General features: G+C 71.9%; 22 protein-coding genes. 14 read left to right on the forward strand and 8 right to left on the reverse strand.

The features are described from left to right. Positions 1-406: 406 nt before the first annotated feature. From EV382_RS10425 to EV382_RS10440, 4 genes are all read right to left on the reverse strand, one after another. The gene (locus EV382_RS10425) at positions 407-1,657 is read right to left on the reverse strand and encodes an HNH endonuclease signature motif containing protein (protein WP_130401358.1); all 1,251 of its coding nucleotides are present in this window, start codon (positions 1,655-1,657) and stop codon (positions 407-409) included. Positions 1,658-1,841: 184 nt separating this feature from the next. Next, positions 1,842-2,417: a DinB family protein gene (locus EV382_RS10430; RefSeq protein ID WP_130401359.1), complete on the reverse strand. Its 576-nt coding sequence runs from the start codon at positions 2,415-2,417 to the stop codon at positions 1,842-1,844. 161 nt (positions 2,418-2,578) lie between these two features. Next, positions 2,579-3,382: an IclR family transcriptional regulator domain-containing protein gene (locus EV382_RS10435; protein ID WP_130401360.1), complete on the reverse strand. Its 804-nt coding sequence runs from the start codon at positions 3,380-3,382 to the stop codon at positions 2,579-2,581. Between the two features lie 3 nt (positions 3,383-3,385). Then, positions 3,386-4,822 carry an amidohydrolase family protein gene (locus tag EV382_RS10440; RefSeq protein ID WP_130401361.1) on the reverse strand — a complete coding sequence of 479 codons (1,437 nt, stop codon included), beginning with the start codon at positions 4,820-4,822 and terminating at the stop codon, positions 3,386-3,388. 198 nt (positions 4,823-5,020) lie between these two features. Here EV382_RS10440 and EV382_RS10445 point away from each other — a divergent pair, with 198 nt between their 5' ends. The 7 genes from EV382_RS10445 (at position 5,021) to EV382_RS10475 (ending at position 11,590) form a co-directional block, all read left to right on the forward strand. After that, positions 5,021-6,157 carry a CaiB/BaiF CoA transferase family protein gene (locus EV382_RS10445; protein WP_130401362.1) on the forward strand — a complete coding sequence of 379 codons (1,137 nt, stop codon included), beginning with the start codon at positions 5,021-5,023 and terminating at the stop codon, positions 6,155-6,157. Then, the gene (locus tag EV382_RS10450) at positions 6,142-6,912 is read left to right on the forward strand and encodes a citryl-CoA lyase (protein ID WP_130401363.1); all 771 of its coding nucleotides are present in this window, start codon (positions 6,142-6,144) and stop codon (positions 6,910-6,912) included. Before EV382_RS10445 ends, EV382_RS10450 begins: the two co-directional genes overlap by 16 nt. 33 nt (positions 6,913-6,945) lie before the next feature. Beyond that, entirely contained in the window at positions 6,946-7,812 is an 867-nt protein-coding gene (locus tag EV382_RS10455) for a DODA-type extradiol aromatic ring-opening family dioxygenase (protein WP_130401364.1), read from the forward strand. Then, positions 7,809-8,171 (forward strand): hypothetical protein, encoded by a 363-nt coding sequence (locus EV382_RS10460; RefSeq protein ID WP_130401365.1) that lies wholly within the window; start codon positions 7,809-7,811, stop codon positions 8,169-8,171. Before EV382_RS10455 ends, EV382_RS10460 begins: the two co-directional genes overlap by 4 nt. Next, positions 8,168-9,133, forward strand: coding sequence for a quinone oxidoreductase family protein (locus tag EV382_RS10465; RefSeq protein WP_130401366.1), 966 nt, complete (start codon positions 8,168-8,170; stop codon positions 9,131-9,133). Before EV382_RS10460 ends, EV382_RS10465 begins: the two co-directional genes overlap by 4 nt. Positions 9,134-9,217: 84 nt before the next feature. Continuing rightward, positions 9,218-10,642, forward strand: coding sequence for an aldehyde dehydrogenase family protein (locus EV382_RS10470; protein ID WP_130401367.1), 1,425 nt, complete (start codon positions 9,218-9,220; stop codon positions 10,640-10,642). A gap of 114 nt (positions 10,643-10,756) precedes the next feature. Beyond that, on the forward strand, positions 10,757-11,590 hold the full coding sequence (locus EV382_RS10475; protein ID WP_130401368.1) for a helix-turn-helix transcriptional regulator: 834 nt from the start codon (positions 10,757-10,759) through the stop codon (positions 11,588-11,590). 6 nt (positions 11,591-11,596) lie between these two features. On the opposite strand, the gene EV382_RS10480 is transcribed toward EV382_RS10475, so the two are convergent. After that, positions 11,597-12,400: an AraC family transcriptional regulator gene (locus EV382_RS10480; protein ID WP_208758363.1), complete on the reverse strand. Its 804-nt coding sequence runs from the start codon at positions 12,398-12,400 to the stop codon at positions 11,597-11,599. 50 nt (positions 12,401-12,450) lie between these two features. Between EV382_RS10480 and EV382_RS10485 the strand changes: the two genes are divergently transcribed. From EV382_RS10485 to EV382_RS10495, 3 genes are all read left to right on the forward strand, one after another. Then, a complete protein-coding gene (locus EV382_RS10485) occupies positions 12,451-12,873 on the forward strand; it encodes a DUF2000 domain-containing protein (protein WP_130401370.1) in 423 nt (140 codons plus the stop codon). Positions 12,874-13,009: 136 nt separating this feature from the next. Continuing rightward, entirely contained in the window at positions 13,010-15,268 is a 2,259-nt protein-coding gene (locus EV382_RS10490) for an esterase-like activity of phytase family protein (RefSeq protein ID WP_130401371.1), read from the forward strand. 153 nt (positions 15,269-15,421) lie between these two features. Then, the gene (locus tag EV382_RS10495; RefSeq protein WP_130401372.1) at positions 15,422-16,909 is read left to right on the forward strand and encodes an RICIN domain-containing protein; all 1,488 of its coding nucleotides are present in this window, start codon (positions 15,422-15,424) and stop codon (positions 16,907-16,909) included. A 51-nt stretch (positions 16,910-16,960) separates the two neighbouring features. Here the strand turns inward: EV382_RS10495 and EV382_RS10500 are convergent, their stop codons facing one another. Then, on the reverse strand, positions 16,961-19,492 hold the full coding sequence (locus EV382_RS10500; protein WP_130401373.1) for an FtsX-like permease family protein: 2,532 nt from the start codon (positions 19,490-19,492) through the stop codon (positions 16,961-16,963). Then, the gene (locus EV382_RS10505; RefSeq protein WP_130401374.1) at positions 19,489-20,247 is read right to left on the reverse strand and encodes an ABC transporter ATP-binding protein; all 759 of its coding nucleotides are present in this window, start codon (positions 20,245-20,247) and stop codon (positions 19,489-19,491) included. Before EV382_RS10505 ends, EV382_RS10500 begins: the two co-directional genes overlap by 4 nt. A 145-nt stretch (positions 20,248-20,392) precedes the next feature. Between EV382_RS10505 and EV382_RS10510 the strand changes: the two genes are divergently transcribed. The 3 genes from EV382_RS10510 (at position 20,393) to sthA (ending at position 23,724) form a co-directional block, all read left to right on the forward strand. Continuing rightward, positions 20,393-21,583 carry a sensor histidine kinase gene (locus tag EV382_RS10510; protein WP_130401375.1) on the forward strand — a complete coding sequence of 397 codons (1,191 nt, stop codon included), beginning with the start codon at positions 20,393-20,395 and terminating at the stop codon, positions 21,581-21,583. Further along, complete coding sequence (locus EV382_RS10515) at positions 21,580-22,218, forward strand: response regulator (RefSeq protein WP_130401376.1); 639 nt, start codon at positions 21,580-21,582, stop codon at positions 22,216-22,218. The genes EV382_RS10510 and EV382_RS10515 overlap by 4 nt, the downstream gene beginning before the upstream one ends. Before the next feature lie 102 nt (positions 22,219-22,320). Beyond that, the gene (gene sthA, locus EV382_RS10520; RefSeq protein WP_130401377.1) at positions 22,321-23,724 is read left to right on the forward strand and encodes a Si-specific NAD(P)(+) transhydrogenase; all 1,404 of its coding nucleotides are present in this window, start codon (positions 22,321-22,323) and stop codon (positions 23,722-23,724) included. Here the strand turns inward: sthA and EV382_RS10525 are convergent. Then, positions 23,721-24,020 (reverse strand): helix-turn-helix domain-containing protein, encoded by a 300-nt coding sequence (locus EV382_RS10525; RefSeq protein ID WP_130401378.1) that lies wholly within the window; start codon positions 24,018-24,020, stop codon positions 23,721-23,723. The genes sthA and EV382_RS10525 overlap by 4 nt on opposite strands. A gap of 58 nt (positions 24,021-24,078) precedes the next feature. On the opposite strand from EV382_RS10525, the gene EV382_RS10530 reads away from it, so the two are divergent. Beyond that, on the forward strand, positions 24,079-26,826 hold the full coding sequence (locus tag EV382_RS10530) for an AAA family ATPase (protein WP_130401379.1): 2,748 nt from the start codon (positions 24,079-24,081) through the stop codon (positions 26,824-26,826). Positions 26,827-26,860: the final 34 nt, after the last annotated feature.

Genomic DNA, 26,860 nt, shown 5'->3' on the forward strand with positions numbered 1-26,860 from the left:
GTTCGCCGCCTGATTAACGCTCCCCCCGGCCGTCGCACCCGATCGGCCGTGCGAGTGTGGCCGGACGTCGGGGTGTCGATCAGGCGGCCGAGGAGCGCGCGGGCGGCGAATCGCGACCCGGACCAGCGCAGCCCGGACCAACGCGACCACGACCAGCGCGACCCGGACCAGCGCAGCCCGGACCAGCGCGGCCAGGCCAGAGGTCGGCTGGTCGTCGCTCAGCATGCTGTCCGCTTCTCCCGTTGGTCGCTGACTGGGAGTGAGGGTGCGTCGGACCCTGGGCCGCGCACTTCCGTCGCCCTGGGTGGGCGCATCGGAATCGGTGGCTGCATGGAGGTAGGGCGTGCGGGGCTGGTCCTTTGATTGGCCTGTTGACCGGGGTGATCGTTGTGTCGAGCTGCTGCTCCTATGTGCGTCGGTGGTAGTGGTTGCGGCGGGGGAGTTGTTTGGGGTCGAGCCAGGTGGGTGGTGTGAATTCGGGGTGGCCGTCGTTGGCGAGTCGGACGGTCCAGTTGGTGTGGTGGAGGTGTCGGTGGTGGTGGCCGCAGAGCAGGACGGCGTTGGTGAGGTTGGTGGTGCCGCCGTCGGCCCAGTGGTGGATGTGGTGGGCGTGGCACCAGCGGGGTGGTCGGTCGCAGCCGGGGAAGGCGCAGCCTTTGTCGCGCAGGACGAGGGCGCGGCGGAGGGGTCCGGTGATGAGGCGGCGTTGTCGGCCGAGGTCGAGTGGTTGGCCGGTGCTGTTGAGGACGGCGGGGAGGATGGCGGCGTCGCAGGCGAGGCGGCGTACGACCTCGGGGGTGAGTTGCGGGCCGGTGTCGAGGGTGCCGGTGCCGAGTTGGTGGGTCAGTTCGTCGTAGGTGGTGGTGACGACGATCTGGGCGGGTTCGCCGCCGCTGTCGGGTAGTTCGCCGGTGCGTAGGGCGAGTCGGCAGACGTCGGTGAGGGCGTCGTGGCGGCGTTGCCCGGGGGTCCGGGTGTCGTCCGGTCCGGACGGGGCGGTGAGTGGGTCGATGGTGGCGCGGAGAAGGCCGGCGGTTTCGGCGTCGAGGATGCCGGTGAGTCGTAGGCGGCCGTCGGTTTGTGTGGACAGGGTGAGGTGCCGGTCGCGGTCGGCGCGGGCGGCGTCGGCGTCCAGGGCGGCCTTGGTGGCGGCGTCGGCGAGGTCGGGGGCGACGTGGTCGAGGATGCGGGTGCCGAGTTTGCGCAGCAGGGTGGGGTCGAACTGCCCGGCCCACTCGACGAGCACACCGACCGCTTTGTCGGCGGCTTCCGCGCCGGCCGTGGTCTGCACGGTGTTGACGGTGTCCGTGATGACCCGGGCCTGATCCAGGGTGATGACACCGTCGGCCAGCGCTTGGCGGACGCCGGGGTTGCCGCTGTCCAGGGCGGTGGCGAGGTCAACGAACCGGCGGGCGGCCGGAACGGTCAGCCGCAGCCTTTCGCGCAACCAGACCGCGGTGCAGGAGGCCCCTTGCGCGCGGGCGATGCCACGACCGTCGACCTCGCGGACCAGAGCCAGCTTCACCGCGGCGAGACGCTGCTCCAAACGGTGCGCGGCCTCCAGCGCACCGACCAGATCATCCTCGCTGAGAGCCCAGGCGGCAGCGTCAACACAGGCGGCGACCGCGTCGTCTGCCTGCGCCAACTCCTCAACCATGACCCGACATTAGAACAGGCGTACGACACTTTCAGGCAAGATGATCAATGTTCGGCGAGCCCGGCCGACGAAGGAAACTCTGCGCCGACGCCCACCGCTGTAGGCCGCGCCGACGCCGTAGGCCGCGCCGACCGGTGGAGGATGTCCCCCGTGGCCTGGTCGCCGGCCAACGATCGACAGAGAACTAGTTGCTGCGTTCGCTGGCGTCGAGGGCGGCCTGCTCGACTCGCTGGCGGTGGTCCAGCCACCATGACTCGTCCACCGGGGGAAGGTTGTCGTTCTGAGACAGCAGCCCGACCGTGCCGTCGATGAGTTCGCGCACGATGTCAGCGTGGCCTGCGTGCCGTTGTGTTTCCGCGATGACGTGCACCAGGACGTGGTGCAACGTGACTGCGGCATCGCCCCACCACGGCACGCGGCCGATCTCATCCAGTGCAAGGACTTCGATGGTGGTGTCGGCGTGGGCGATCGCACGACGGTACAGCGCGACGATCTCCTCGCGGGTCTCGTCCGCGGTCGCCCACATGTCAGCGTTGATGTCCGCTCCATCGCCGATACAGGGCAGTTCCTGGTCGAACGGCCGCCCGAACACGACGCCGAAGTAGAGAATCTCCATGGCCGCCGAGTGCTTCACCAGACCGAGCAGATTGGTTGCGGTCCGGGTCAGTGGACGCCGAATGTCGTATTCGCTGAGCCCGTCGAGCTTCCACAGCAGCGAGTCGCGGCCGCCCTTCAGGTAGCTGTGCAGGTCTGCCTTCATCGCGGCACTATGGCATCCGGCCGGGTGTCGGCGCTGCCCCGAACGGCCCGGAGAGGCCCGGACGACCCCGAAAGGCCCGGACGACCCGGAAAGGCCCGGACGACCCGGAGAGGCCATGATCGGCAAGAAACGCCAGACCGCGCCCGGCCAACCTGAGGAGGCTAGGCGGTGACCACCGGCACGGCGGCGGTCAGCGCCCAGTCGTGCCCGATGTCTGCGGCGGCGCGTAGCAGCCGGGGAAGGTGCTCCTCGCGCAGGGTCTCCAGCGAGGTCTCGGCGGCGTGCACTGTCACGTTGATGGCGGCGACGACCCGCCCGTCGCCGTCGCGTACGCCGGTGGCGACGGACCGGATTCCGGGAGCCAGGTCCTGGTCGGCGAGCGCCCAACCCTTCGCCCGGACCTCACGCAGGACGGCGTCGAGGTCGCCCGGCGAGGGCTGCCAGCGCGGGGTGATGCCGGAGCGGCTGGGCTCGGCGAGCACGGCCCGCAGCGTGTCCGGTGGGAGGGCCGCGAGCAGCACCTTGCCCATCGATGTCGCGGGGGCCGGGAAGCGGGTGCCGATGGTGACGCCCAGAGTGACGATCTTGGGGACGGCCACCCGGGCGACGTAGACGATGTCGCTGCCGTCGAGCTGGGCCATCGAGGTCGACTCGTTGGTTTGCGCGACGAGCTTCTCCATGTGCGGTCGGGCCACGTCCCACATGTTCAGCGCGTTGATGTACACCATCCCCAGCTCCAGGACGCGCGGGGTGAGGGTGTGACCGCGGCCGACCGCGCGGACGTAGCCGAGCGATTCGAGCGTGATGAGGATGCGCCGGACGGTGGGGCGGGCCAGGCCGGTGGCGGCGGCGATCTCGCTGAGCGTCATCGACGGGCTGGCGGGACGGAAGGAGCGCAGGACGTCGAGGCCGCGCGCGAGTGCCTCGATGAAGTCGGGTCCGGCGCCCCTTCCGGTGTCACTCATGTCTTAATGCTTCCACTGCGCCGAACCGGCGTCCCACTCGGTGTACTGGTAGGGGTTCTCCAGGATCGCGGTCTCGGGGATGTCCGGGTTCATGCCCCGCTGCCATTCCTCCTCCCCCATCGCCTCGCGCAGGTGGTCGATGGTCGCAGCCACCGTGGCCCGCGCGGCGGCGAGGTCGACGCCGACGAGGCGGCCGTCGCTCTTCACGACCCGGCCTCCCACCAGCACGGTGTGCACGTCGGCACGCTGGGCCTGGAAGACGACGTGACCGTGCGGGTTCAGGATCGGGAACATCGCCGGCGAGGCGTCGTTCTTGATCAGGACGACGTCGGCCTGCCGGCCGGGGGTGAGCGCCCCGATCGTGGCGTCCATGCCGAGCGCGCGGGCACCGCCTCGGGTGGCCCACTCGACGACCTGCTCGGCGCGCAGGTGGCAGTGGGTGATGGTGTCCTGCTTGGCGTGCGCCTCCAGGTGCTCCCGGGAGCGGTCCGCGCCGAGCGTGGTCCGCATGGCGGAGAAGAGGTCACCGCTCCACCACACGCTGGTGTCCATCGACAGCGACACCGGGATGTCGTGGTGGCGCAGCTGCCAGGTGGGCGGGTAGCCCTGGCCGGCGCTCTGCTCACTCTCGGTCGAGACGGAGACCGAGCCGCCGGTCGCGGCGATCCGGTTGTACGAGTCGTGGGTGAGCGTCGCCGCGTGCACGTAGACGGTGGACGGGGTCATGAACCCGTTCTCGTGCATCAGTCGGATGCCGTCGTCGTTGGTCGCGCCCCACACCCCGGCGTGGGTGGTCACCGCCGCGCCCAGTTCCCGGGCCACCTCGAACGCGGCCCGCTCGGGGAAGGTGGGGTCGCCGGTGACGTCGAACGCCAACTGGAAACCGGCCAGCTTGCCGCCGTCGATGCGGCGGCGGTGGAAGTCCCGGAACTCCGGCGAGGTGGCCCACTCCCAGGGGCCCTGCTGGATGTTGCCGTAGGCGAGCACGAACCGTCCGTCGACCGCCTCCAGGGCGTCCACGGCGGCGTCGGCGTGCTCGGGCGTCTGCAACCCGTGCGACCAGTCGACGGTGGTGGTGACGCCCGCGTCGATCGCCTCGATCGCGCCGAGCAGGTTACCGGCGTAGACGTCCTCGGGCCGGAACAGCTTGCCCGACTCGAGGTAGTACCAGACGAAGTACTGCGTGAGGGTCCAGTCGGCGCCGTACCCCCGCATCGCGGTCTGCCACAGGTGTCGGTGGGTGTCGACCATGCCGGGCATCAGGATGCCGCCGGTGGCGTCGATCTCCAACGCGTCGTCGGGTGCGGTGAGGCCGACGCCGACCTCCGCGATCCGGTCGCCGATGACCAGCACGTCGGCGCCGGGAAGCACCGTGTGCGCGTCGTCCATGGTGAGAACCAGGCCGTTACGGAAGACCACCGGCCGGTCGGTTGCGCTCATCGCCACCCATTCCTTTCCGGGGTACGAGGGGAATCCGGACTCCTGTCCGCTGTGCGGTCAGCCCGAGTGGCGCAAGTGTGGTCCCGGTCACGATTCGTGTCAAGAGCGTCGTCCCGTTGACGAAACACGCCGTTGACAGGTCCGGAGCGGTATCGCAAGCTGTCTCGGCGGACAGGTGTCCGCAGGACGGGCGGAATAATGGTGCAACAGTCGACCGGCCCACTGGCCGGCCTCCTCGTCGCGGACTTCTCCCGGATCCTCGCCGGGCCGTACGCGACGATGCTCCTGGCCGACCTCGGCGCCCAGGTGATCAAAGTGGAGAGTCCCGGTGGTGACGACACCCGCACCTGGATGCCACCCACCCGCGACGGGGTCTCGACGTACTATCTCGGCATCAACCGCAACAAGCGGTCGGTGGCCCTGGACCTCAAGAAACCCGACGACCTGGCCGCCGCGCAGGAGCTGGCCCGCCGCGCCGACGTGCTGATCGAGAACTTCCGGCCCGGCGGCCTCGCCCGCTTCGGCCTCGACTACGGCACCGTCACCACCCACAACGAAAAGATCGTGTACGCGAGCATCAGCGGCTTCGGCACCGGCGCCGGTAAGGACTTCCCCGGCTACGACCTCATGGTGCAGGCCATCTCCGGCCTGATGAGCCTCACCGGCGACCCGGACGGGTCGCCGTACCGGGCCGGGATCTCCGTCTTCGACGTGATGGCCGGGCTGCACGCGAGCATCGGCATCCTCGCCGCGCTGCACCATCGCGGGGAGACCGGACGAGGTCAGCACGTGGAGGTCAACCTGCTCAGCTCGGCGCTGTCCGGGTTGGTCAACCACTCCAGCGGCTACGTCGCCGGTGGCACCGTCCCCTTCCGGATGGGCAACGCGCACCCCAGCCTCTTCCCGTACGAGCCACTGCCCACCGCCGACGGCGAGCTGATCGTCATCGCCGGCAACGACGGGCAGTTCCGCAAGCTCTGTCAGGTGCTCGACCTGCCCGGCCTGCCGGACGACCCGCGGTTCGGCCGTAACCAGGACCGCACCGCCAACCGCGAGCAGCTGCGACCGCTGCTGGTCGAACGACTCGCCAAGCGGACCAAGGACGAGTGGTTCCGGGACCTGCTCGCCGCGGGTGTCCCCTGCGCGCCGATCAACACCATCGACGGAGGTGTGGCGCTCGCCCAGGAGCTGGGGCTCGACCCGGTCGTCACCGTCGACGACGTGCCCGGCGTCCGCAACCCCATCACCTTCTCCGACACCCCGGCCCGGTACGAGCTGCCGCCGCCCGGGCTCGACGAACACGGCGAGGAGATCCGCGCGTGGCTGAAGAGCTGAGCTTCCCCACCGGGATCGGCACGTCCGACCCGACCACCATCTCCCTGCTCGGGCAGGACCTGGCCGCCGACCTGATGGGCACGGTGGGCTTCGGCGAGCTGGCGTACTGGTTGGTCGCCGGCCGCCGCCCCACCTCCGGTGAGGTACGGGTCTTCGAGGCGGTGCTGGTGGCACTCGCCGACCACGGCTTCACCCCGACGGCCATCGCCGCCCGGCTGACGTACCTGTCCGCGCCCGAGTCGTTGCAGGGCGCGCTCGCCGCCGGCCTGCTCGGTGGCGGCTCGCGCTTCCTCGGTGTCACCGAGGACTGTGGACGGTTCCTCGCCGACACGCTCGCCCAGGCCGGCGAGGTGACCGACTACGACGCGGTGGCGCTCGACGCGGTCACCCGGGCCAAGCGGGAGCGCCGGCTGGTCCCCGGGCTCGGGCACCCCGTGCACAAGGAGCAGGACCCGCGCACGCCCGTGCTGATCCGGATCGCGACCGAGGAGGGCCTGCACGGCCCGCACCTGCGGCTGTTCAAGGCGATCGGACGCGTCCACCCGCGGGTGCTGGGCCGCACCCTGCCGCTCAACGGCGCCGGTGTCTGCGGCGCGGCCCTGGCCGACCTCGGGCTCCCCGTCGAGATGCTGCGCGGTTTCGCGCTGCTGGCCCGCGCGGCGGGGCTGCTCGGGCACCTCGCCGAGGAGCGCCGTCGGCCGCTCGGGATGGACATCTACCGCACCGTCGACCGCAACGCCGTCTACGAACCCTGATCCCCCGCTTCCCGTCCCCCGAAAGGAGTGGGAATGGCCTCCATCGTCGCGGTCATCGCCTCCACCCACCACCCCTTCTACTACCGGGCCAGCACAGCCACCGGCGAGGACCGACCACCGTTCGCCGACGAGTGGACCCGCAAGATCCTGGCCTTCCGGGAGACGTTGACCAGGGCCCGACCCGACGTGCTGGTGATGGTCGGATCCGACCACTTCCACCAGCTCTGGCTGGACAACATGCCGCAGTTCCTGGTCGGCAAGGCACCCTTCTACGACGCCAACTGGTACAACGAGGAGCGCGAGTTCGGGCTGCCCCGGATGCTGCTCAAGGGCCAGGAGGACCTGTCCGGGCACATCCTGCGGGCCGGGCTCGACGCCGGGTTCGACCTCGCGTTCAGCAACGAGCTCCGCATCGACCACAGCATCACCTGCCCGATCATCACGCTGCGGCCCGAGGCCGACCTGCCGATCGTGCCGATCTACACGAACATCTTCGCGCCGCCGCTGCCGCAGCCGAAGCGCTTCGTCCAGCTCGGCCAGAGCATCCGAGAGATCGTCGAGTCGTGGCCGTCGCATTTGCGGGTGGCGGTCATCGGCACCGGCCATCTCTCGCTGGAGCTGGGTGGGCCCCGGCAGTTCGGCCCTCACGGCCCGGACCCCGAGTTCGATCAGCGGGCCGTCGGGTGGATCGCCAACGGCGACCTGGACGAGTGCCTGCGCGAGGTCACCCTGGACAGCCTGCACTCACCGGGCAACGCCACCCACGGCTTCATGGACTTCATGCTGATGATGGGTGTGGCCGGTGCCGGCGCGAAGGCCGACTACGTCGACACCCTCGACCTGTTCCACACCATGGAGGCGTACTTCACCTGGTACCCGGACGGAGCGCCGACGGCATGAGCAAATACCTGCTGAACAAGTTCCTCTTCATGGTCGACCGGGACCCGGAACTGGTCGAGCGCTACCGCACCGAGCCACGCGAGCTGGTCGCCTGGTGGGAGGCCGAGTGCGCCAACGCGGTGCTGAACTGCCACACCGGTGAGGCGAGCACCTGGCTGCGTTTCGACGACGTGGAGCGCGAGGCGTTGGCCACCCACGACCACGTGAAGCTCTTCGAGCTGGGCGCGCACCCGTTCCTCACCCTGACCCTCTTCATCGCCCTGTTCGAACGGGACAACACCGAACCGCTGCAATACCAGAAGTCCTACGGTGCCCGGCTGGCCCACTTCTCGATGCCCTACCCGGACATCGCGACGTGATCCGCGCGGCCCTGCTCCACACCTACGGCGCCGCACCGACGATCGCCGAGCGGCCGGCACCCGTGCCGGCCGACGGTGAGGTGACGATCACCGTCGAGGCCGTGCCGATCACCCCGCTGGACGTGCTCTGCGCCAGCGGCACCAGCTACTTCGGCCCACCCAGGACCCCGTACGTGCCGGGTGTGCAGGGCGTCGGTCGGCTCACCGACGGCTCGGCGGTCTGGTTCGGTACGTCGGCCGGGATGCGGGCCGGTGTCGAGGGCAGCATGGCGAGCACGGTCGCGGTGCCCGCCGTCGACGTGGTGGCGCTGCCGACCGACGTACCGCTGACAGTGCTCGCGGCCCTGGGTCTCTCCGCGGTCGCCGCACACGCGGCGCTGACCCACGCCGGCGGCCTGGCGGCCGGCGAACAGGTCGTCGTGCTCGGGGCCGGGGGTGTGGTCGGCCAGGCCGCCGTTCAGCTCGCCCTGCTCGGCGGTGCCCGCCGCGTCATCGCCGTGGCCCGGTCGGCCTCGGCGCGGGCCCGTGCCGAGCAGTTCGGTGCCAGCATCGCCATCCCGCTGCTCCCCGACGACGATGTCGCGTCGTTGGCCGACCGGCTGCGGCACGCCGCCGACGGGCCGGTCGACCTCGTCCTCGACCCGGTCTTCGGTGTCCCGGCCGCGGCGGCGCTGCGGGTACTGCGCCCGGGTGGGCGGCTGGTCAACCTGGGCAGCGCGGCCGGCGCGACCGCGCCCGTCGAGTCCGCCGTGCTGCGCAGCGGCGCCCTGCGGATGATCGGCTACACCAACAACGGGTTGTCGATCGACGAGCGGGCCGCGGCGCTGGCCGTGGTGGCCGGGCACGCGGCGGCCGGCCGGCTCACCGTCGACCACGAGATCGTGCCGTTCGACGCCGTCGCGGACGCGTGGGCCCGGCAGGACGCCGGCACCGCCGCCGGCCGGATCGTCCTCGCGCTCTGACCGGCCCGGGCCCCAGCCAGGGATCGTGAATCCCTGGATCAACCGCACCTGGTTGGGGTGCCGGCACGGTGCGACGGTCGGTCCATGACACCTTCCACTCACACCGTCACCGGCCACTGGATCGGTGGCGAGACCGTGACCGGCTCCGCCGGCACCCTTCCCGTCGTGAACCCGGCCACCGGCGAGGTCGTCGCCGAGACCCCGGCCGGCACCGCCGCCGACGTCGACCGCGCGGTGGCCGCCGCCCGAGCGGCCTTCGCGGCCTGGTCGGCGACCACCCCGCAGCACCGGGCTGACGTGCTGCGCCGCCTCGGCGCCGGCCTCGCCGCCCGCACCGAGGAGATCGCCCAGGCGATCACCGCCGAGATGGGCTCGCCGATCAGCATGTCCCGGACCGCGCAGGTCGCGTTCCCGGCCGCGGTGGTCGAGTCCATCGCCGGCCTGGCCGACGACTTCGCCTGGACCGAGGAGATCGGCAACTCGCTGATCGTCCGCGAGCCGATCGGCGTGGTCGGCGCGATCACGCCGTGGAACTTCCCGCTCCAGCAGATCGTGTCGAAGCTGGCGCCGGCCCTGCTCGCCGGTAACACGATGGTCTTCAAGCCGTCCGAGAACGCCCCGCTGACCGCGCGCATCCTCGCCGAGACCGCCGCCGAGGCGGGCGTACCGGCCGGTGTCTTCAACGTCGTGTACGGCACCGGCGCGACGGTCGGCGAGGCGATCTCCGCCCACCCGGACATCGACATGATCTCGTTCACCGGCTCCACCCGCGCCGGGCAGCGCATCGCCTCGGTGGCCGCGGCGACCGTCAAGCGGGTCGCGTTGGAGCTGGGTGGCAAGGGCGCGAACATCATCCTCGACGACGCCGACCTGCCCGCCGCGGTCGAGCGGGGCCTCATGATGGCGTTCAGCAACGGCGGTCAGGTCTGCGGCGCGTGGCCGCGGATGTTGGTGCCCGCCGCCCGTCAGGACGAGGTCGTGGCGTTGGCCGTCGAGGCGGCGAAGCAGTACACCGTCGGCGACCCGGGCGACGAGGCCACCCGGATCGGCCCGCTGGCGTCCGAGACCCACCGGCAGAAGGTCCTCGGCTACATCGAGCGCGGTATCGCCGACGGTGCCCGGCTCGTCGTCGGCGGCCCGGAGCGGCCCGCCGGGCTGACCGTCGGGGCCTACGTCCGGCCGACGATCTTCGCCGACGTCGACCCGGCCTCCGCGATCGCCCAGGAGGAGATCTTCGGCCCGGTGCTGACGATCATCCCCTACGCCGACGAGGACGAGGCCGTGGCCATCGCCAACGGCACGCTGTACGGCCTGACCAGCGGCGTCTTCGGTGAGCCGGAGCACGCCCTCGCCGTCGCCCGGCGGCTGCGCGTGGGCCAGGTCGACGTGAACGCCGGCCACTGGAACCCGCTCGCCCCGTTCGGCGGCTACAAGCACTCCGGCAACGGCCGCGAGTTCGGCCGGATGGGCCTGGAGGAGTTCCTGGAGACCAAGTCCATCCAGCGCTGACGGCCGCCAACCGCGGCGACGACGAGCGGTGCGGTGGGTGGAACACCACCGCACCGCTCGACTGTTGCACTCGATGCGCCGGCCAGCCGCCGGCACCCACCGATCGGAGTCACCGTGGACCGCGCCCAACTCGCCAGCTTCCTGCGCACCCGCCGCGAGGCCCTCCAGCCCGAGGATGTCGGGTTGCCCCGGGGGCCGCGCCGGCGCATCGGAGGGCTACGGCGCGAGGAAGTCGCCACGTTGAGTGGAATGTCCACCGACTACTACAGCCGGTTGGAGCAGCAGCGCGGGCCGCACCCCTCCGAGCAGATGCTCGCCGCGCTGGCCCGTGGCCTGCGGCTCAGCATCGCCGAACGGGACCACCTGTTCCAGCTCGCCGGGCACGCCGTTCCGCACCGCGCAATGCGGGCCGACCACGTGAACCCGGGCATGATGCGGATCCTCGACCGGATGCAGGACACCCCGGCCCAGGTGGTGAACCACCTCGGCGAGACCCTGGCGCAGACCGCACCGGCCATCGCCCTGCTCGGTGACGAGACCCGGCACACCGGGTTGGCGCGTAGCGCCCACCACCGCTGGTTCACCGACCCGACGGCACGGCAGCTGCACCCCGCGGAGGACCACCGGACGCAGAGTCGCCTGCTCGTGGCGCACCTGCACGCGTCGTACACCCGCGACGGGCGCGGCTCGCGGGCCGCCGCGATCGTCGACGACCTGCTGGCCCGGAGCCCGGAGTTCGCCCAGCTGTGGCGGGAGCACCCGGTGCCGGCCGGCTACTGCCCGCCCAAGCACTTCGTGCACCCGGAGGTCGGGGCGTTGGAGCTGCACTGCCAGACGCTGGTCGACCCGGACCAGTCCCAGACACTGTTGGTGTTCACCGCCGTGCCCGGCTCGCCGAGCGACGAGAAGCTGCGCCTGCTGTCGGTCATCGGCGGCCAGCTCGTCTGACCGTGATCAGGTGCGGGCCGGGTAGCGCGCCGGGCTGACGCCCAGGTACCGCCGGAAGTGGCGGGTCAGGTGCGCCTGGTCGAAGAAGCCGGCCCCGATGGCGGCGTCGACGGGTCGCTGCCCGGCGAGGAGGAGGCGGCGCGCCAGCTCGACCCGGCGGCCGGTCAGGTAGGAGTGCGGTGGCACCCCGTGCACGTGGGTGAACGTCCGGACCAGGTGGGTCGGGTGGGCGTGCAGCAGCTCGGCGGCCTCCCGCAGCGTGACGCCCTCGACGGTCCGGGCGTCCAGCAGTTCCCGGAGTCGGACCGCGAGGCCACGGCCGGCCGGCCAGCCATCAACCGGTGAGCGCTGGCGGAGTTGGCAGCGCAGCCGGTCCAGGATGAGCACGAGGCGGCTCTCGGCCTCGAACTCGTCTCCCGGCGCGGAGAGCGCCTGGTGCAGGTGGTGGATCCGGTCGCGCAGCTGCGGATCGGCCAGGTCCGGTTCGTCGACGGCCCGGCCGACCAGCTCGGCGTCGAGGGCCGAGGTGTCGAGGTACAGGACCCGCTTGCGGAAGCCGTCCGGTGTGGCGGAGCTGCCGTCGTGCGGCACGTACGGCGGCAGCAGGGTGACCGACGTCCGCAGCGCGCCGTGTCGGTGCCGGTCCAGGTCGAAGCGGACCGCGCCGTCGTCGACGATCAACAGCGTCCACACGTCGTGGATGTGCCGGGGGTAGGCGTGGTCCACGAAATGGGCGTGGAAGACCTCGGCGACCCCGGCAACCGCGGGTCGCCACGCGCTGACGTGCGAGCCGGCCGGGCGGGTGGCCACGCTAAGAACGTACAAGACCGGGTGGCGTCGGGGCGGGCAGGCTCGACGCCATGACCGAACCGATCCGTTTTCCCACCAAGATCGCCGTACTGCTCCGCAACGACCTGGCGAGCTGGCAACGGCTGAACGTCACCGCCTTCCTGGTCAGCGGCATCGCGAACGCGCTGCCGGAGCTGATCGGCGAGGAGTACCGCGACGCGGACGGCACCCGCTACCTGCCGATGTTCGGCCAGCCGGTGCTGGTCTTCGCCGGGGATCGGGCGGCGTTGGTCGGCGCGCACTCGCGCGCCCTCACCCGCGGCCTGCGGCTGGCGATCTTCACGTCCGAGCTGTTCGCCACCGGCAACGACCGGGACAACCGCGCCGCGGTGCAGGCGGTCGACCGCGACAAGCTCGACCTGGTGGGGTTGGCGCTGCACGCCCCGCGCAACGTGGTGGACAAGGTACTCAAGGGCATGACCATGCATCCCTGACCACGCCGGTCGACGGGGCCACAGGATCGTGCACCGGTTGTTCAGGCGACGTTCCGGTGGGGGTTCCACTGTGGTGAGCGGCGGCCGATTGCATCTGCCCGGCGGTAACGGCCGCCGACTTGATGCTGGAGGCAATGTGCGTACCACTTTCACGAGGGCCCGGGCCGTCGCGTCCGCCGCGGCGGCGATCTCGCTGCTCGCGGCGGCGCCGGCGCTCGGCGCGCCTGCGCACCCGACCCCGGGGCACCCGGGTACGGAGGCGAGCTGCGCGCCGGACGCGTCGCTGCTCGGCTTCTCCGACGCCCTCGACAAGACCACCTTCGCCGGCACCCCGGTATCCGGCCTGTCCGCGTTGGCGTTCACCCGTCCGGGGCGCGCACTGGCGCTGGTGGACAACATCGGCACGACCCCCGCGCGAGTCTACGAGCTGGGCCTGAAGACCGATCGGCGCGGCGTCGACGTCGGTGTCCGCGACGTCACCGTGCTCACCCGCCCCGATGGCACGCCGTACACGGGCGCGGACTTCGACGGTGAGGGGCTCGTCGCCGAGCGCGGCGGGGCCACCGTCCTGGCCAGCTCGGAGCGAGAGCCGTCGATCCGCCGGTTCCGCCTCTCCGACGGCCGCGAGATCGCGTCGCTGCCGGTCCCGGACCGGTTCCGGGTCGCCCCGGCCGGCGAGGCCGCGGTCAACCAGACCTTCGAGGCGCTGGCCACCACCCCGGACCACCGGGTGCTCTACGCGGGCATGGAAGCACCGCTCGCCGTGGACGGCCGCGACGCCGCAGGCGGCGGTCGGCAGCGGATCCTCCGGTACGAGGGTCGGGAAGGCGGCGCCTACACCCCGACCGCCCAGTACGCCTACCGCACCGACCCAACCCTCAACCTGGTCGAGCTGATCGCGCTCGGCGACGACCAGTTGCTCGCCGTGGAGCGTGGCAACGCCCCCACTGGCGGCCACATCGTGCGGGTCTACCGCGTCTCCGCCACGGGTGCACCGGATGTCTCCGCCGTGCCGTCCCTGTCGACGGTGGCCGACCCGCGTGCGTGGCTCGGCAAGGAGTTGCTGGTCGACATCGTCAACTGCCCGCCGTCGGGCGCCATCGCCAAGGGTCCGCAGCCCAACCCGTTGCTGGACAACATCGAGGGCGCCGCGCTCGGCGGCAACCTGCCGGGCGGTCGCCGCGAGCTGTACCTCATCTCCGACGACAACGGCAGCGCCACGCAGACCACCCGGGTGTACTCGCTGTCGGTGAAGCTGCGGCCCGAGGTGACCCTCAAGGACCGGGCGCTGATCTCGGCGACCGCGTACCAGCCGGGCCCGATCTCCGGCACCCAGCTCGCCACGAACCCAGTCAACGGGATCACCGCGCCCTTCCCGGGCCAGCCCATTCCCGGCTTCTCGGCGGTGATCCCGGCCCAGCCGGGTGACCGCACCGGCAAGCGGCTGCTCGCCATGCCGGACAACGGCTTCGGCGCGAAGACCAACTCGGCCGACTTCCTGCTGCGCGCGTACGAGATCGAGCCGCGCTACCGCAGCCACGACGTCACCATTCGGGGGCACATCAGCTTCCGCGACCCCGACCACAAGGTGCCGTTCCCGATCGTCAACGGCGACACGCGTGAGCGACTGCTGACCGGCGCGGACTTCGACGTCGAGTCGTTGGCCCGCGACGCGCGCGGCAACCTGTGGATCGGCGACGAGTTCGGGCCGTACCTGGTTCGCACCGACAAGACCGGCAAGGTGCTCCAGGCACCGATTCCGCTGCCGGACGGGACCAAGTCCCCGCAATCTCCGGATCTCGCCCCGGGTGAGACCCCGACCCTGCGCGCCAGCAACGGCTTCGAGGCGATGGCGGTCAGCGAGGACGGCTGGACGCTGTACCCGATCCTTGAGGGCGCCCAGGTCAACGATCCGGACCAGCGCCGCCGGGTCGTCTACGAGTTCGACGTACGGCACAACCGGTACACCAACCGCACCTGGTCCTTCCGGGTGGACGACCCGTCCCTGTTGGTCGGAGACGCGGCGGTGATCGACGGCCACCGGCTGGTGCTGATCGAGCGGGACAACGGCATGGGCCAGCAGTCGCTGGTCAAGCGCCTGGTCGTCACCGACCTGGACGAGGTGGGTTCGGACGGCTACTTGGTCCGCCGTACCGCGGTCGACCTGATGTACATCGCCGACCCGAAGGGCGTCTCCACCCCGGCCCGTCCGGGCGAGTACGGCGTCGGCCCGCTCCTCTCGTTCCCGCTGCAGTCGGTCGAGTCGGTGCTGCCGCTCGGTGGCGACCGGGTGCTCGTTGCCAACGACAACAACTTCCCGGGCAACGACGGTCGGATCCCGGGGCGCGCGGACGACACGGAGCTGATCGTGATCGACGTGCCCGGCCTGCGGTAACCCGTCTGAACGAGCGGCCCCCGACGCGCGCGGCGTCGGGGGCGGTTCGCGTCCATGCAGGTCTCGGCGGGCCGCAGACATTGATATCGATGGGTTCCCCTGTAACGATTAATAGACTTTACAGTTATCTTCCCCGCCCGGAAGGACCCCCACATGGCGCGACGATCGGCCGGGCTCACTCCCCGCCACCCCCGCAGCAGACTGACCTCCGCGCTCGCCGTGGCCCTGCTCGCCGTACCGACCGGCCTGGTCGTCGGCGCGACGCCCGCGATCGCCGCCGCGACAGGCGCCATCACCGGGTACGGCGGCAAGTGCGTCGACGTGGCCGCCGCCGGCACCACCAACGGCACCCGGGTGCAGATCTACGACTGCAACGGCACCGGGGCGCAACAGTGGTCGCCCAGTGCCGGGCAACTCGTCAATCCGACCTCGGGAAAGTGCCTCGACGCGACCGGCCCCAGCTCGGCCGACGGCACCCCGTTGCAGATCTGGAGCTGCACCGGCACCGCCAACCAGACCTGGGCGCTGCCCACCGGCGGCACCACACCGCCGCCCTCGGGTGGCTTCACCCACCCCGGCGTGCTGGTCAGCCGAGGTCAGCTCGACTTCATCCGGGGCCGGGTGCAGGCCGGCGCGCAGCCGTGGGCGGCGGCCCACAACCAGATGATGAGCAGCCGGTACGCGTCCCTGTCGCGTACCCCGGCTCCCCGTTCGGTGGTCGAGTGCGGCTCCTACTCCAACCCCAACAACGGATGCACCGACGAGCGTGAGGACGCGATCGCCGCGTACACCGACGCGCTCGCCTGGTACCTCACCGGTGATGCCCGCTACGCGCAGAAGTCGATCCAGATCATGGACGCCTGGTCGGCCACGATCACCGCGCACACCGGCAGCAACGCTCCGCTGCAGACCGGCTGGGCGGCCTCGGTCTGGCCCCGCGCTGCCGAGATCATCAAGTACACGTACACCAGCTGGCCCAACGCCAACCGCTTCGCCACCATGCTGCGCAACGTCTACCTGCCGGTGGTGCGCAACGGCTCGAACAGCAACGGCAACTGGGAACTCACCATGATGGAGGCGGCCGTCGGCATCGCGGTCTTCCTGGAGGACCGGGCGGCGTACGACGCGGCGGTCACCCGCTTCCTCAACCGTGCCCGGGCCTTCGTCTACCTGCCCAGCGATGGCGCGCTGCCGTACACGATGCCCGGCAGTGGCCTGGACGCCAGCGCGGAGATCATCGGCTACTGGCACGGCCAGTCCACCTTCGTCGCCGGCCTCGCCCAGGAGACCTGCCGCGACTTCGTCCACACCGGGTACGGGATCTCCGCCATCTCGCACATCGCGGAGACCTCCCGGATCCAGGGGCGGGACCTCTACCCCCAGGTCGGCGAGCGGCTGCGACACGCGCTCGGCCTGCACTCGCGCTACCAGCTCGGCGAGGCGCCGCCCTCCTGGCTCTGCGGCGGCAGCCTCACCCGGGGCCTCGGCCCGATCACCGAGGTCGGCTTCAACGCGATGAGCAACCGGTTGGGCCACGTCATGACCAACACGCAGACCCTCACGCTGCAACAACGTCCGGCCGGCACCAACAACCTCTTCGTCGCCTGGGAGACGCTGACCCACGCCAACAACCCCACCTGACCCGGCCACCGTGGGTGGCGCCGACCTGCGTGGCGCCACCCACGGCCGGGCTCAGCTATCGACCCCCAGGGCCACCACCGGGCTGACCTTCGAGGCCCGACGGGCCGGCAGCACCCCGGCCAGCGCGGTCAGCACGACCAGCGCCACGAAGAGCCCGGCCAGCGGCAGCAGCGGCGCGGTCAGCGGCGCCTCGATCCCGAGGGTCTGGACCGCCAACCAGGCGTACGGAACGCCGAGCACCAGGCCGATGGTCGCGCCGATCACCCCGTACAGGCCGGATTCGACGGTCAGCATGGTGCGCAGGCCGGCCCGGGACAGCCCGATCGCCCGGAGCAACCCGGACTCGCGGACCCGCTCCACCACCGAGAGCGCGGTCGTGGAGCCCACGCCGACCACCGCGATCAGCACGGTCAGGCTGACCAGACCGACCGCGATCCAGACCAGCGTGCCGACCAGCGCGTCGTTGCGGTCCCGCTCGTCGGCGAGCACCGCGAGGCCCACCCCGTCGCTGCCCGCGATCGCCTGCCGCAACGCCCGCACGCCAGCGGTACGGCCGTCCTCGCCGGCCCCGGCCGCGTCGGCGAGCAGACCGGTGTACGCGGCCGACACGTCGAGCCGGTCCAGGTCGGCCGGATCGGCGAGGATGCCCGCGTGCAGCGGGCCGTCACCGGGCAGGACCGCGACCACCCGCACCTCGACGGTGCTCGTGGCGACAGCGAGCGCCACGGTGTCGCCGACCCGCAGCCCCGTGTCCCGCGCGACCCAGCTGTTGAGCACGATCCGGCCGGGTCCACGATCGGCCAGCGTGCCCTGGGCCACGTCCAGGTCATCTGTGGTCGGCAACGCCGCCAGGTCCAGGTCGCTGGTCGGATAACCGGATCCGACGTCGCCGAGCTTGTCGGCGCCGCGCAGCAGCGTGGCCTCGTTGATCTTCCGGTACGGCACCACCCGGGCCAGCGCGCCCTGGGCCGCCTCGGCCCGGGCCACCACCGCCGGCGGCAGTGTCCCGCCGTTGCTGGTGACCTCGAAGTCGCTCGGGGCCGAGAGCGCCATCTCACGGTCGGCGAGGATCTGCAACGACGCGCCGCCGATGACCACCCCGGAGATCAGGGTCACCCCCAGTGCGACCACGACGGAAACCGCGGCGGCCCGACGCGGCGCCCCGCCGATCCCACCGACCGACATCTTCCCGAGCGGGCCGAGCTGGCGCAGCGGCCAACCCACCACGGCCAGCACCGGGCGCACCAGCAGCGGGCCGAGCGCCACCAGCGCGAAGAACGCCAACGTGCCGGACCCGATCAGCAGGAGCAGCGGCAGCGTCGGGTCGTAGCTCTGCTGGTCCGGCTTCGGCAGCTGGCTGATCGTCGCGGCCGCCGCCAGGGTCGCGCCGACGGCCAGCAGCAGCCCGAAGACCAGACGCGGCACGCCGATGCCGCGCCGGCCGGAGGTGGTGCTCGACGTGCGCAGCGCCTCCAACGGGGAGACCCGGGCGGCGGAGAGCGCCGGTGCCAGCACGGCCAACACGGTGATCACGACCGCGCCGATCACCACCAGGACCGCCGCCGTCAGTGGCAGACCCGGCGAGGAGACCGCGCGGCCGGTGGCGCGCAGGATCGCCGGCAACGCGTACCCGAGGGTCAGGGCGCTGGCGACACCGACGACCCCGGCGACCAGGCCGGTCAGGGCCCCCTCGGCGGTCAGGGCACCCACCAGGGTGCCCCGGCTCGCGCCGACCGCCCGCAGCAGCGCGAGCTGCCGCATCCGTTGGGCGAAGACGATCCGGAAGGTCGAGGTGACCACCAGCGCCGCCGCGGCGACCGCGATGGAGACGAACATGGCGACCAGGACGAAGAGCCTCCCGACCTGCTCGGCCGCGGCGTTGGCCTCGGCCTCACGCACCTCGGCGCCGGTGCGGATCGGTTGACCGGCGACCGCCGCGCTCACCCGTTGCCGGACGACGTCCGCCGTGGTGCCCGGGGCCACCCGCACGTCCACGCGCTCCACGGCCGTCAGGCGCGCCCAGTCGATCACGGCGCTCTCCGGGGCGTACGCGTCGTAGCCGGCGTCGGCGGCGGTGGCCACCACTGCGGTGACCGTGAGTGGGGCGGGCGCGGTGAGTTCGCCGGCCGTACCGCTGGTGGTGGTGCCCACCGAGAGCCCGAGCCGTTCGGCGGTGCGCGGCGTGATCGCGATCTCGCCGGGCTGCTCCGGGTAACTGCCCTCGATCACTCGGACCGTGCTCAGCGGGCCGGTGCCCGGATCGGACTGGAGGTTGAGGTACCCCTCACCGAGGGAGACCCCGGTCGCGACCCGGGCCACCGCCTCGGCCACACCGGGCACCGCACGGATCTGCCGCACGTCCGCCACGGTGGGTGGCGGGACGTCCACGTTGCCGATCACCAGGTCGGTGACGGCCGGGGTGCCGCTGAGGTTGTCCCGCACGGTCCGTTCGGTGATCTGCTGCACCAGCACGGTGCCGAAGACGACGAACGACGCGACCAGGATCGCCAGGCCGGTCAGGATCAGCCGGCCGGGCCGCCGGGCCACGGCGCTGGTCTGGGTACGCAGCACGGTCGCCCTCATCCGTGGACCGCCAGCTCACGCAGCGCGTCGGTGACCGACACCTGGTTCGGCTTGTCGATCTCGCCGGCCAGTCGCCCGTCGGCGAGCAGCACCACCCGGTCGGCGTACGCGGCGGCGATCGGGTCGTGGGTGACCATGACGACGGTCTGGCCGAGGTCGCGTACCGAGTCGCGCAGGATGGTGAGCACCTCCGCGCCGGAGCGGGAGTCGAGGTTGCCGGTCGGCTCGTCGGCGAAGACCACCTCGGGCCGTGCCACCAGTGCCCGGGCGAGCGCGACTCGCTGCTGCTGGCCGCCGGACAGTTCGCTGGGCCGGTGGTTCAGGCGGTCGTGCAGGCCCAGCACCCGGACCAGGTGAGCGAGGAGTTGCGGGTCGGGCTGTCGACCGGCGAGGTCCAGCGGCAGGGTGATGTTCTGCGCGGCGGTGAGCTGCGGCAGCAGGTTGAAGGACTGGAAGACGAACCCGATCCGCTCCCGGCGTACCCGGGTCAGCGTCCGGTCCGACTGGCCGGTCAGCTCCGTGCCACCGAGCAGGACGCGGCCGGAGGTGGCGGTGTCGAGGCCGGCGAGGCAGTGCATCAGGGTCGACTTGCCGGACCCGGACGAGCCCATGATCGCGGTGAACTCGGCCCGGCCGAAGGCGACCGAGACCCCGTCCAGGGCACGGACGGCGGTGTCACCGCTGCCGTACACCTTCACCAGGTCGACCGCGGCGACCGCGGCGTGGCTGGTCTCCGGTGGGGCGTGGGTTGTCATCGTTCCTCCAGTGGCTGCGTGGTGACGGGGAAAGCCTCGCCCACGCCGGCGGATGGCGCATCGACCCCCAGTGGGGTATCCCCGGTGCCGGGTCTGCCTTTTGGCCGATCCGCCACCTCCGTCCGACTGGCTACGCTGGGTCACCATGAGCACGCCGGATCTTCGACAGTGGTGGGTCCGCCTGGCCCAGGCCGCCGGGCTGGTGGCCATCGGCCTGCTCGCCCTCTTCGACCTGCGGTTCAGCCGGCCCCAGAGCATGGCCGATCTCGTGATCCTGCTGGTACGGGTGGGGCTCGCGGTGGCGACGGTGCCGCTCTGGCTGCCGGTGCACCGGCTGGGCTCCCGTCGGCTGCCGCTGGCCGCGTTGGCGCTCGCCTCGACGTCACTGGCCGTGACCGCGGCGATCCTGGTCCTCCCTGGCGGCCGCTACGTGCTCGGCGGCGGCAGTTGGGGGCTCGCCGAGTCGGCCGGGTTGATCGGGGTGGTCTTCGTGGTGGCGCGCTGGGGTGCGCCCCGGCTCGCCCCGGCGGCGGCGGTGGCCGCCGGGCTCGCCGTCGCCACGTTGCCGCTGCGTTCCGGTGCCGAGAGCCTCCTGGTGATCTTCGGTCTGCTCCAGGTGCTCGCCGCGGCGGGAGCCGCCGCGGTGGGCCTCTACCTGCGGGTCATGGCCGCCGGCCGGGACCGGGCCATCGCCCTGGTGCGCGCCGAGCAGCGCGCGGAGTTCGCCCGGGACCTGCACGACTTCATCGCCCACCACGTCACCGGCATCGTGGTGCAGGCACAGGGTGCCCGGTTCGTCGCCGAGCAGGACCCGCAGCGGGTGATCACCGCCCTGGAGCAGATCGAGCGGGCCGGCGCGGAGACGATGGCCTCGATGCGACGGATGGTCGGGATCCTCCGCAACCCGGATGCCCCACCGGACGCGCCGCTGGCACCGCTGGCCGGGGTGACCGAACTGGCGCCGCTGCTGAGCGGGTTCAACGGCACGGCGAACGCGCCGGCCCGACTGCACGTCGACGGTGACCTGTTCGGGCTACCGGTGGAGGTCTCGACGTCGGCGTACCGGGTGGTGATGGAGGGGCTGACCAACACGCGGCAGCACGCGCCGGACGCGCGCACCGTCGACGTGGCCGTGCGGCGTACCCCGGACTGGTTGCTGATCCGGGTCGCCGACGACGGCGCGTCGCCGCGCACCGCGCCGGCCCGGGGGCACGGCTTCGGCCTGATCGGCCTCACCGAGCGGGTACGCGCCCTCGGCGGCACGATCACCGCCGGGCCCGGCGTCGCCGGTGGCTGGGTACTCGACGCGGCGTTCCCGCTGCGGGTGGCCCGATGATCCGGGTGCTGATCGCCGACGACCAGGCCATGGTCCGGACCGGCTTCGGCATGATCATCGGGGCCCAGTCGGACATGGCGGTGGTCGGCGAGGCCGCCGACGGGGTGCAGGCCGTCGAGTTGGCCCGACGGCTGCGCCCGGACGTGGTGCTGCTGGACATCCGGATGCCCCGCCTCGACGGCCTTGAGGCCCTGCGGCTGCTCGCCGGGCCGGGCGTCGCCGACCCGATCCGGGTGGTCGTCGTGACCACCTTCGACCTCGACGAGTACGTGCACACCGCGCTCGCCAACGGCGCGTGCGGCTTTCTGCTGAAGGACTCCGGACCGGCCCTGCTGGTGGAGGCGGTCCGCGCGGCCGTGTCCGGTGACGCGCTGATCAGCCCGTCGATCACGGTACGGCTGTTGGAGCACCTCAGCTCACCCGCACCGGCGCGCGATGACAGCGGCCTGTCTCCACGCGAACTCGACGTCGTGAAGCTCGTCGCCCGAGGGCTGACCAACGCCGAGATCGCCACCCAACTCTTCATCGCCGTGGGCACGGTCAAGACCCACCTGGCGAGCGTGCAGATGAAGCTCAAGGCCCGCAACCGGGTCGAGATCGCCGCCTGGGCCTGGGAGCGCCGCCTCGTCGGCTGACGGGACCATGCTGCGGCCACCGCCCAGCTGCGTGGTGGCAGACGAGTAACACTCACCTACGAAGGCTGGCGCGCGCCGCGACATCTTGCGACGCTAACGATCGTGTATGACTACGACCTGGTGGTGCTGGGCTCCGGACCCAGTGGTCAGAAGGCCGCGATCGCCGCCGCCAAGCTTGGCCGGCGGGTGGGCATCGTGGACCGTCGCGACATGATCGGTGGGGTGTGCATCAACACCGGCACCGTTCCCTCCAAGACCCTGCGGGAGGCCGTGCTCTACCTCACCGGCCTGAGCCAGCGGGACCTGTACGGCAGCAGCTACCGGGTCAAGGAGGAGATCACGGTCAGCGACCTGGCCGCCCGGACCCAGCACGTCATCACCCGACAGACCGACGTCATCCGCAACCAACTTGCCCGCAACCGGGTCTCGATGATCACCGGCACCGGCCGCTTCGCCGACCCGCACTCGATCTGGGTCGACGGTGGCTCCGGCCGCGAGTCCAAGGTGACCTTCGACAAGATCGTCATCGCCGCGGGCACCCGTCCCGCGCGCCCGGACAGCGTCGACTTCGACGACCGGACGATCGTGGACTCCGACGGCGTCATCAACCTCCAGGCCGTACCCCGCAGCATGGTGGTGGTCGGCGCCGGCGTGATCGGCATGGAGTACGCCTCGATGTTCGCCGCGCTCGGCACGAAGGTGACGGTGGTGGAACGCCGCGACCGGATGCTGGAGTTCTGCGACGACGAGGTCGTCGAGTCACTCAAGTACCACCTGCGCGACCTGTCCGTGGCGTTCCGCTTCGGTGAGGAGGTCGCCGCCGTGGAGAAGCACCGGACGGCGGCGCTGTGCATCCTCAAGAGTGGCAAGAAGATCGTCGCGGACACGGTGATGTACTCGGCCGGACGGCAGGGCCAGACCGACGACCTGGCGCTGGAGGCGGCCGGGCTGGAGGCGGACCGACGGGGCCGGATCGCGGTGGACGCCAACTACCGCACCTCGGTGGAGAACATCTACGCCGTCGGCGACGTGATCGGCTTTCCCGCGCTCGCGTCCACCTCGATGGAGCAGGGCCGGTTGGCCGCGCAACACGCCTGCGGCGAACCGATCCGGGAGATGCACGGCCTGCAACCGATCGGCATCTACACGATTCCGGAGATCAGCTTCGTCGGGCAGACCGAGGCGCAGCTCACCGAGAGCTCAACGCCGTTCGAGGTGGGCATCGCCCGCTACCGCGAGCTGGCCCGGGGCCAGATCGTGGGCGACTCGTACGGCATGTTGAAGCTGCTCGTCTCCCCCGACGACGGCCGGCTGCTCGGGGTGCACGTGTTCGGCACCGCCGCCACCGAGATCGTCCACATCGGGCAGGCCGTGATCGGCTGCGGCGGCACGATCGACTATCTGGTCGACGCGGTGTTCAACTATCCGACGCTGGCGGAGGCGTACAAGGTGGCCGCCCTGGACGCGTCCAACAAGATCCGCAACATCACCCGCCTCGACGGCTAGCCACTGCCCCCGACCTCCACCAGCTCCGCCAACCGGGTGCGGTAGTTCGGGCAGGTCGAGACGTCTTCGTGTGAGCAGTTCAGCCCGGCCTCCAGCAGGTCGAGCGCCGACTGCAGCGCGGCCATCCTGGCCCGCAACGCGCCGTGGTTGCGGCGCAGCACGTCCTTGCGGACGGCTGGGTCGCCCGCGGCGAGGAACGCCCGGATGTCCGGCAGCGACAGGCCGGCCTGTTTCGCGCGCAGGATCGACGCCACCCGGAACAGGTCGTCGCGGGTGTAGCCAGGCCGGCGGGCCATCCCCGATCACCCATTGGCGGGATGCCCCGGCGACCGTCTCCAATGCCAGAATTCCCCCATGCGACGCGCCATCGTCGGGCGGGACGAGGTGTTCGACCGGGCCTGGCAGCAACTGGGCCGATCCGCGCCGGTGCTGGTGGAGGGGCCGGCCGGCATCGGCAAATCCGAACTCTGGCGGGCGCTGGTCGCGCACGCCACACAGGCGGGTTGGCTGGTGCTCAGCTGCGCGCCCACCGAGGCCGAGGCGGAGCTTCCCTACGCCGCCCTGGCCGACCTGCTGCGCCCGCTCGCCGACCGGGTCGCCGCGCTGCCCGAGCCGCAGCGGGCCGCGGCCGAGGTCGTGCTCCTCTCCGGTGACGTCCGGGAGGCCGTCGACGTTCGGGTGGTCGGGGCGGCGACCCGTTCACTGCTGGAAGCCGCCGCGACGGGCCCGCACCCGAGGACGCTGGTTGCCGTGGACGACGCTCCGTGGTTGGACCGGCCGAGCGAGCGCGCGTTGCGGTACGCGCTGCGCCGGGTGGCGGGCCTGAGCGTGCTGGTGAGTCGCCGACGCGGTCAGGGCGACCCCGAGGACGTGCCACTCGGGCTCGACGAGGCCCGCCACGGCAGCCGACTCGACCGGGTGGAGCTGCCGCCACTCGACGTCGGCGCACTGCACCACGTCCTACGCGATCAGCTCGGCGTCACGCTCACCCGACCGATGCTGGTGCGGGTGGTCCGGGAGGCCGGGGGCAATCCGCTGCTCACCATCGAAGTGGTTCGCGCCATGCAGCGTCTGCCGCGCCACCCCTCGCCCGGCGACGACCTGCCGGTGGCCGCGTCCATGCACCACCTGCTCGCGGACGTTGTCGCCGGGCTGCCGCCGGCCAGCCGCGACGCGGTACGACTGGCCGCGCTGCTGACCGTGCCCACGCTGGTCGACCTGTCCGCGGCCGGGGTGCCCGCCGCCGCGCTGGACGCGCCCGAGGAGGCCGGGCTGATCGTCGTGACACCGACGGGCGTGCGGTTCACCCACCCGGTGCACGCCGCCGCCGTACGGGCCGGCATCCCGCCGGGGGTCCGCCGCCGCCTGCACCGCCGACTGGCCGATCTGGTGGCCGACCCGGACGAACAAGCCCGGCACCTGGCGCTCTGCACGACCGCACCCGACCCGCTGGTCGCGGAGACCCTCGCCGCCGCGGCCGACCGGTGGCACAGCCGGGGCGCGCCCGACCTCGCCGCAGATCTACACGAGCGCGCCAGCCAGCTCACCCCGGTCGAGGACCAGGTACGGCTGGGCCGGCGGCGGCTGGCGGCGGCGCGCTGCCGACTCGACAGCGGTGACCTCCCGGCGGCCCGGCAGGCGGCCGAGGCGGTCGCGGCCGATTTCACCGGCGACCTACGGGCCGAGTCGTTGCTGCTGCGCGCCATCGTCGCGTGGTCCAGCGGCGAGGCCGGCCAGGCGGCTGTGGATTTCGGCACCCGCGCGCTGGCGGCGGTCCGGCCCGGCTCGGCCCTGGCCGGCCGCGTCCACGCCCACCTGGCCGTCTTCGACGATCACACCGAGTCGGCGCGGGCGCACGCCGAGGCCGCCGCCGCGCTGTTGGACGGCCGCGACGACGAACACGACCTGCTCGCGGCCGCGCTGGTTTTGCTCTTCTTTCAGGAGGTACGCCTCGGCCGGGCACCGCGTACCGACCTGTTGGAGCGGGCTCTCACCCTGGAGAGCGACAAACCGTCGTGGCTGGCGAGCACGGTGCCCGCGATCTGGTGGAAGTCGATGGACGACGCGGAGCGGGCCCGTATTCGGCTGCACCAGATGCTCGCTCGGGCGGAGGCCCGCGGAGACGAGCCCCTGCAACACGAGTTGCTCACGCACCTGGGCGAGGCCGAGTTGCTGGCCGGGCGGTGGGACGACGCCGCACAGCACATCGCCGCCGCCCGGGATCTCGGTGACCAACTCGGCAGTGGCCTGGTCGCCGAGACCTGGCTGGCCGCCCTGCTCGATGCCCATCGGGGCCGGCTGTCCGAGGCGACCCGGGTGGCCGAGTCCGGCCTGCGGCTCGCCGAGGATCTGGACGACGACTGGTGCCGACGCATCCACCAGCAGTTGGCCGGGTTCGTGGCCCTGTCGGCCGGTCGGATGGCGGAGGCCGCCGCCGCGTACACGGCGCTGGCCGCGACGATCGACGCGAGGGGTCTGGTGGAGCCCCTGTCGATGCGCTTCGAACCGGACTGGATCGAGGCGTGCATCGGGGCCGGCGACCTCGACCGGGCGGGGGCCGTGCTGGAGCGCCTGTACGACCGACACCGCCGGCTGCCCCGACCCTGGACGATCCTGGGCACCGCTCGGGCTCGGGTGCTGCTGGACAGCGCCACCGGCCGGGACCCCGGGCCGGCGCTCGACGCGTTGACGACGGCGCGGGACGCCGTACCGCCGGATGTGCTGCCGCTGGACCGCGCGCGCTGCCTGTTCGTGGCGGGGATGGTGCACCGGCGGTCCCGCCGCAAGTTGCCGGCCCGGCAGGCGCTGGAGGCGGCGGTGGCGGAGTTCACCGCGATCGGCGCGGCGGTGTTCGCCGAGCGCGCCCGGGCCGAGCTGGCTCGCGTCGGCGGCCGGGCACCGACACAGGGGCATCTCACCCCCACCGAGGATCGAGTGGCGCGGCTGGCGGCGCGCGGCCGGACCAACCGGGCCATCGCCGACGAGCTGTTCGTCAGCCCGAAGACCGTCGAGGCCAACCTCGCTCGGGTTTACCGCAAGCTCGGCATCTCCACCCGCGCGGAGCTGGGTGCGGCGATGACCAGGGCAGACGCGCAAACATAGGGAAACGCCCGATTCCTCGCCGCCCGAAGCGTCC

Source organism: Micromonospora violae (assembly GCF_004217135.1).
Lineage (GTDB): Bacteria > Actinomycetota > Actinomycetes > Mycobacteriales > Micromonosporaceae > Micromonospora > Micromonospora violae.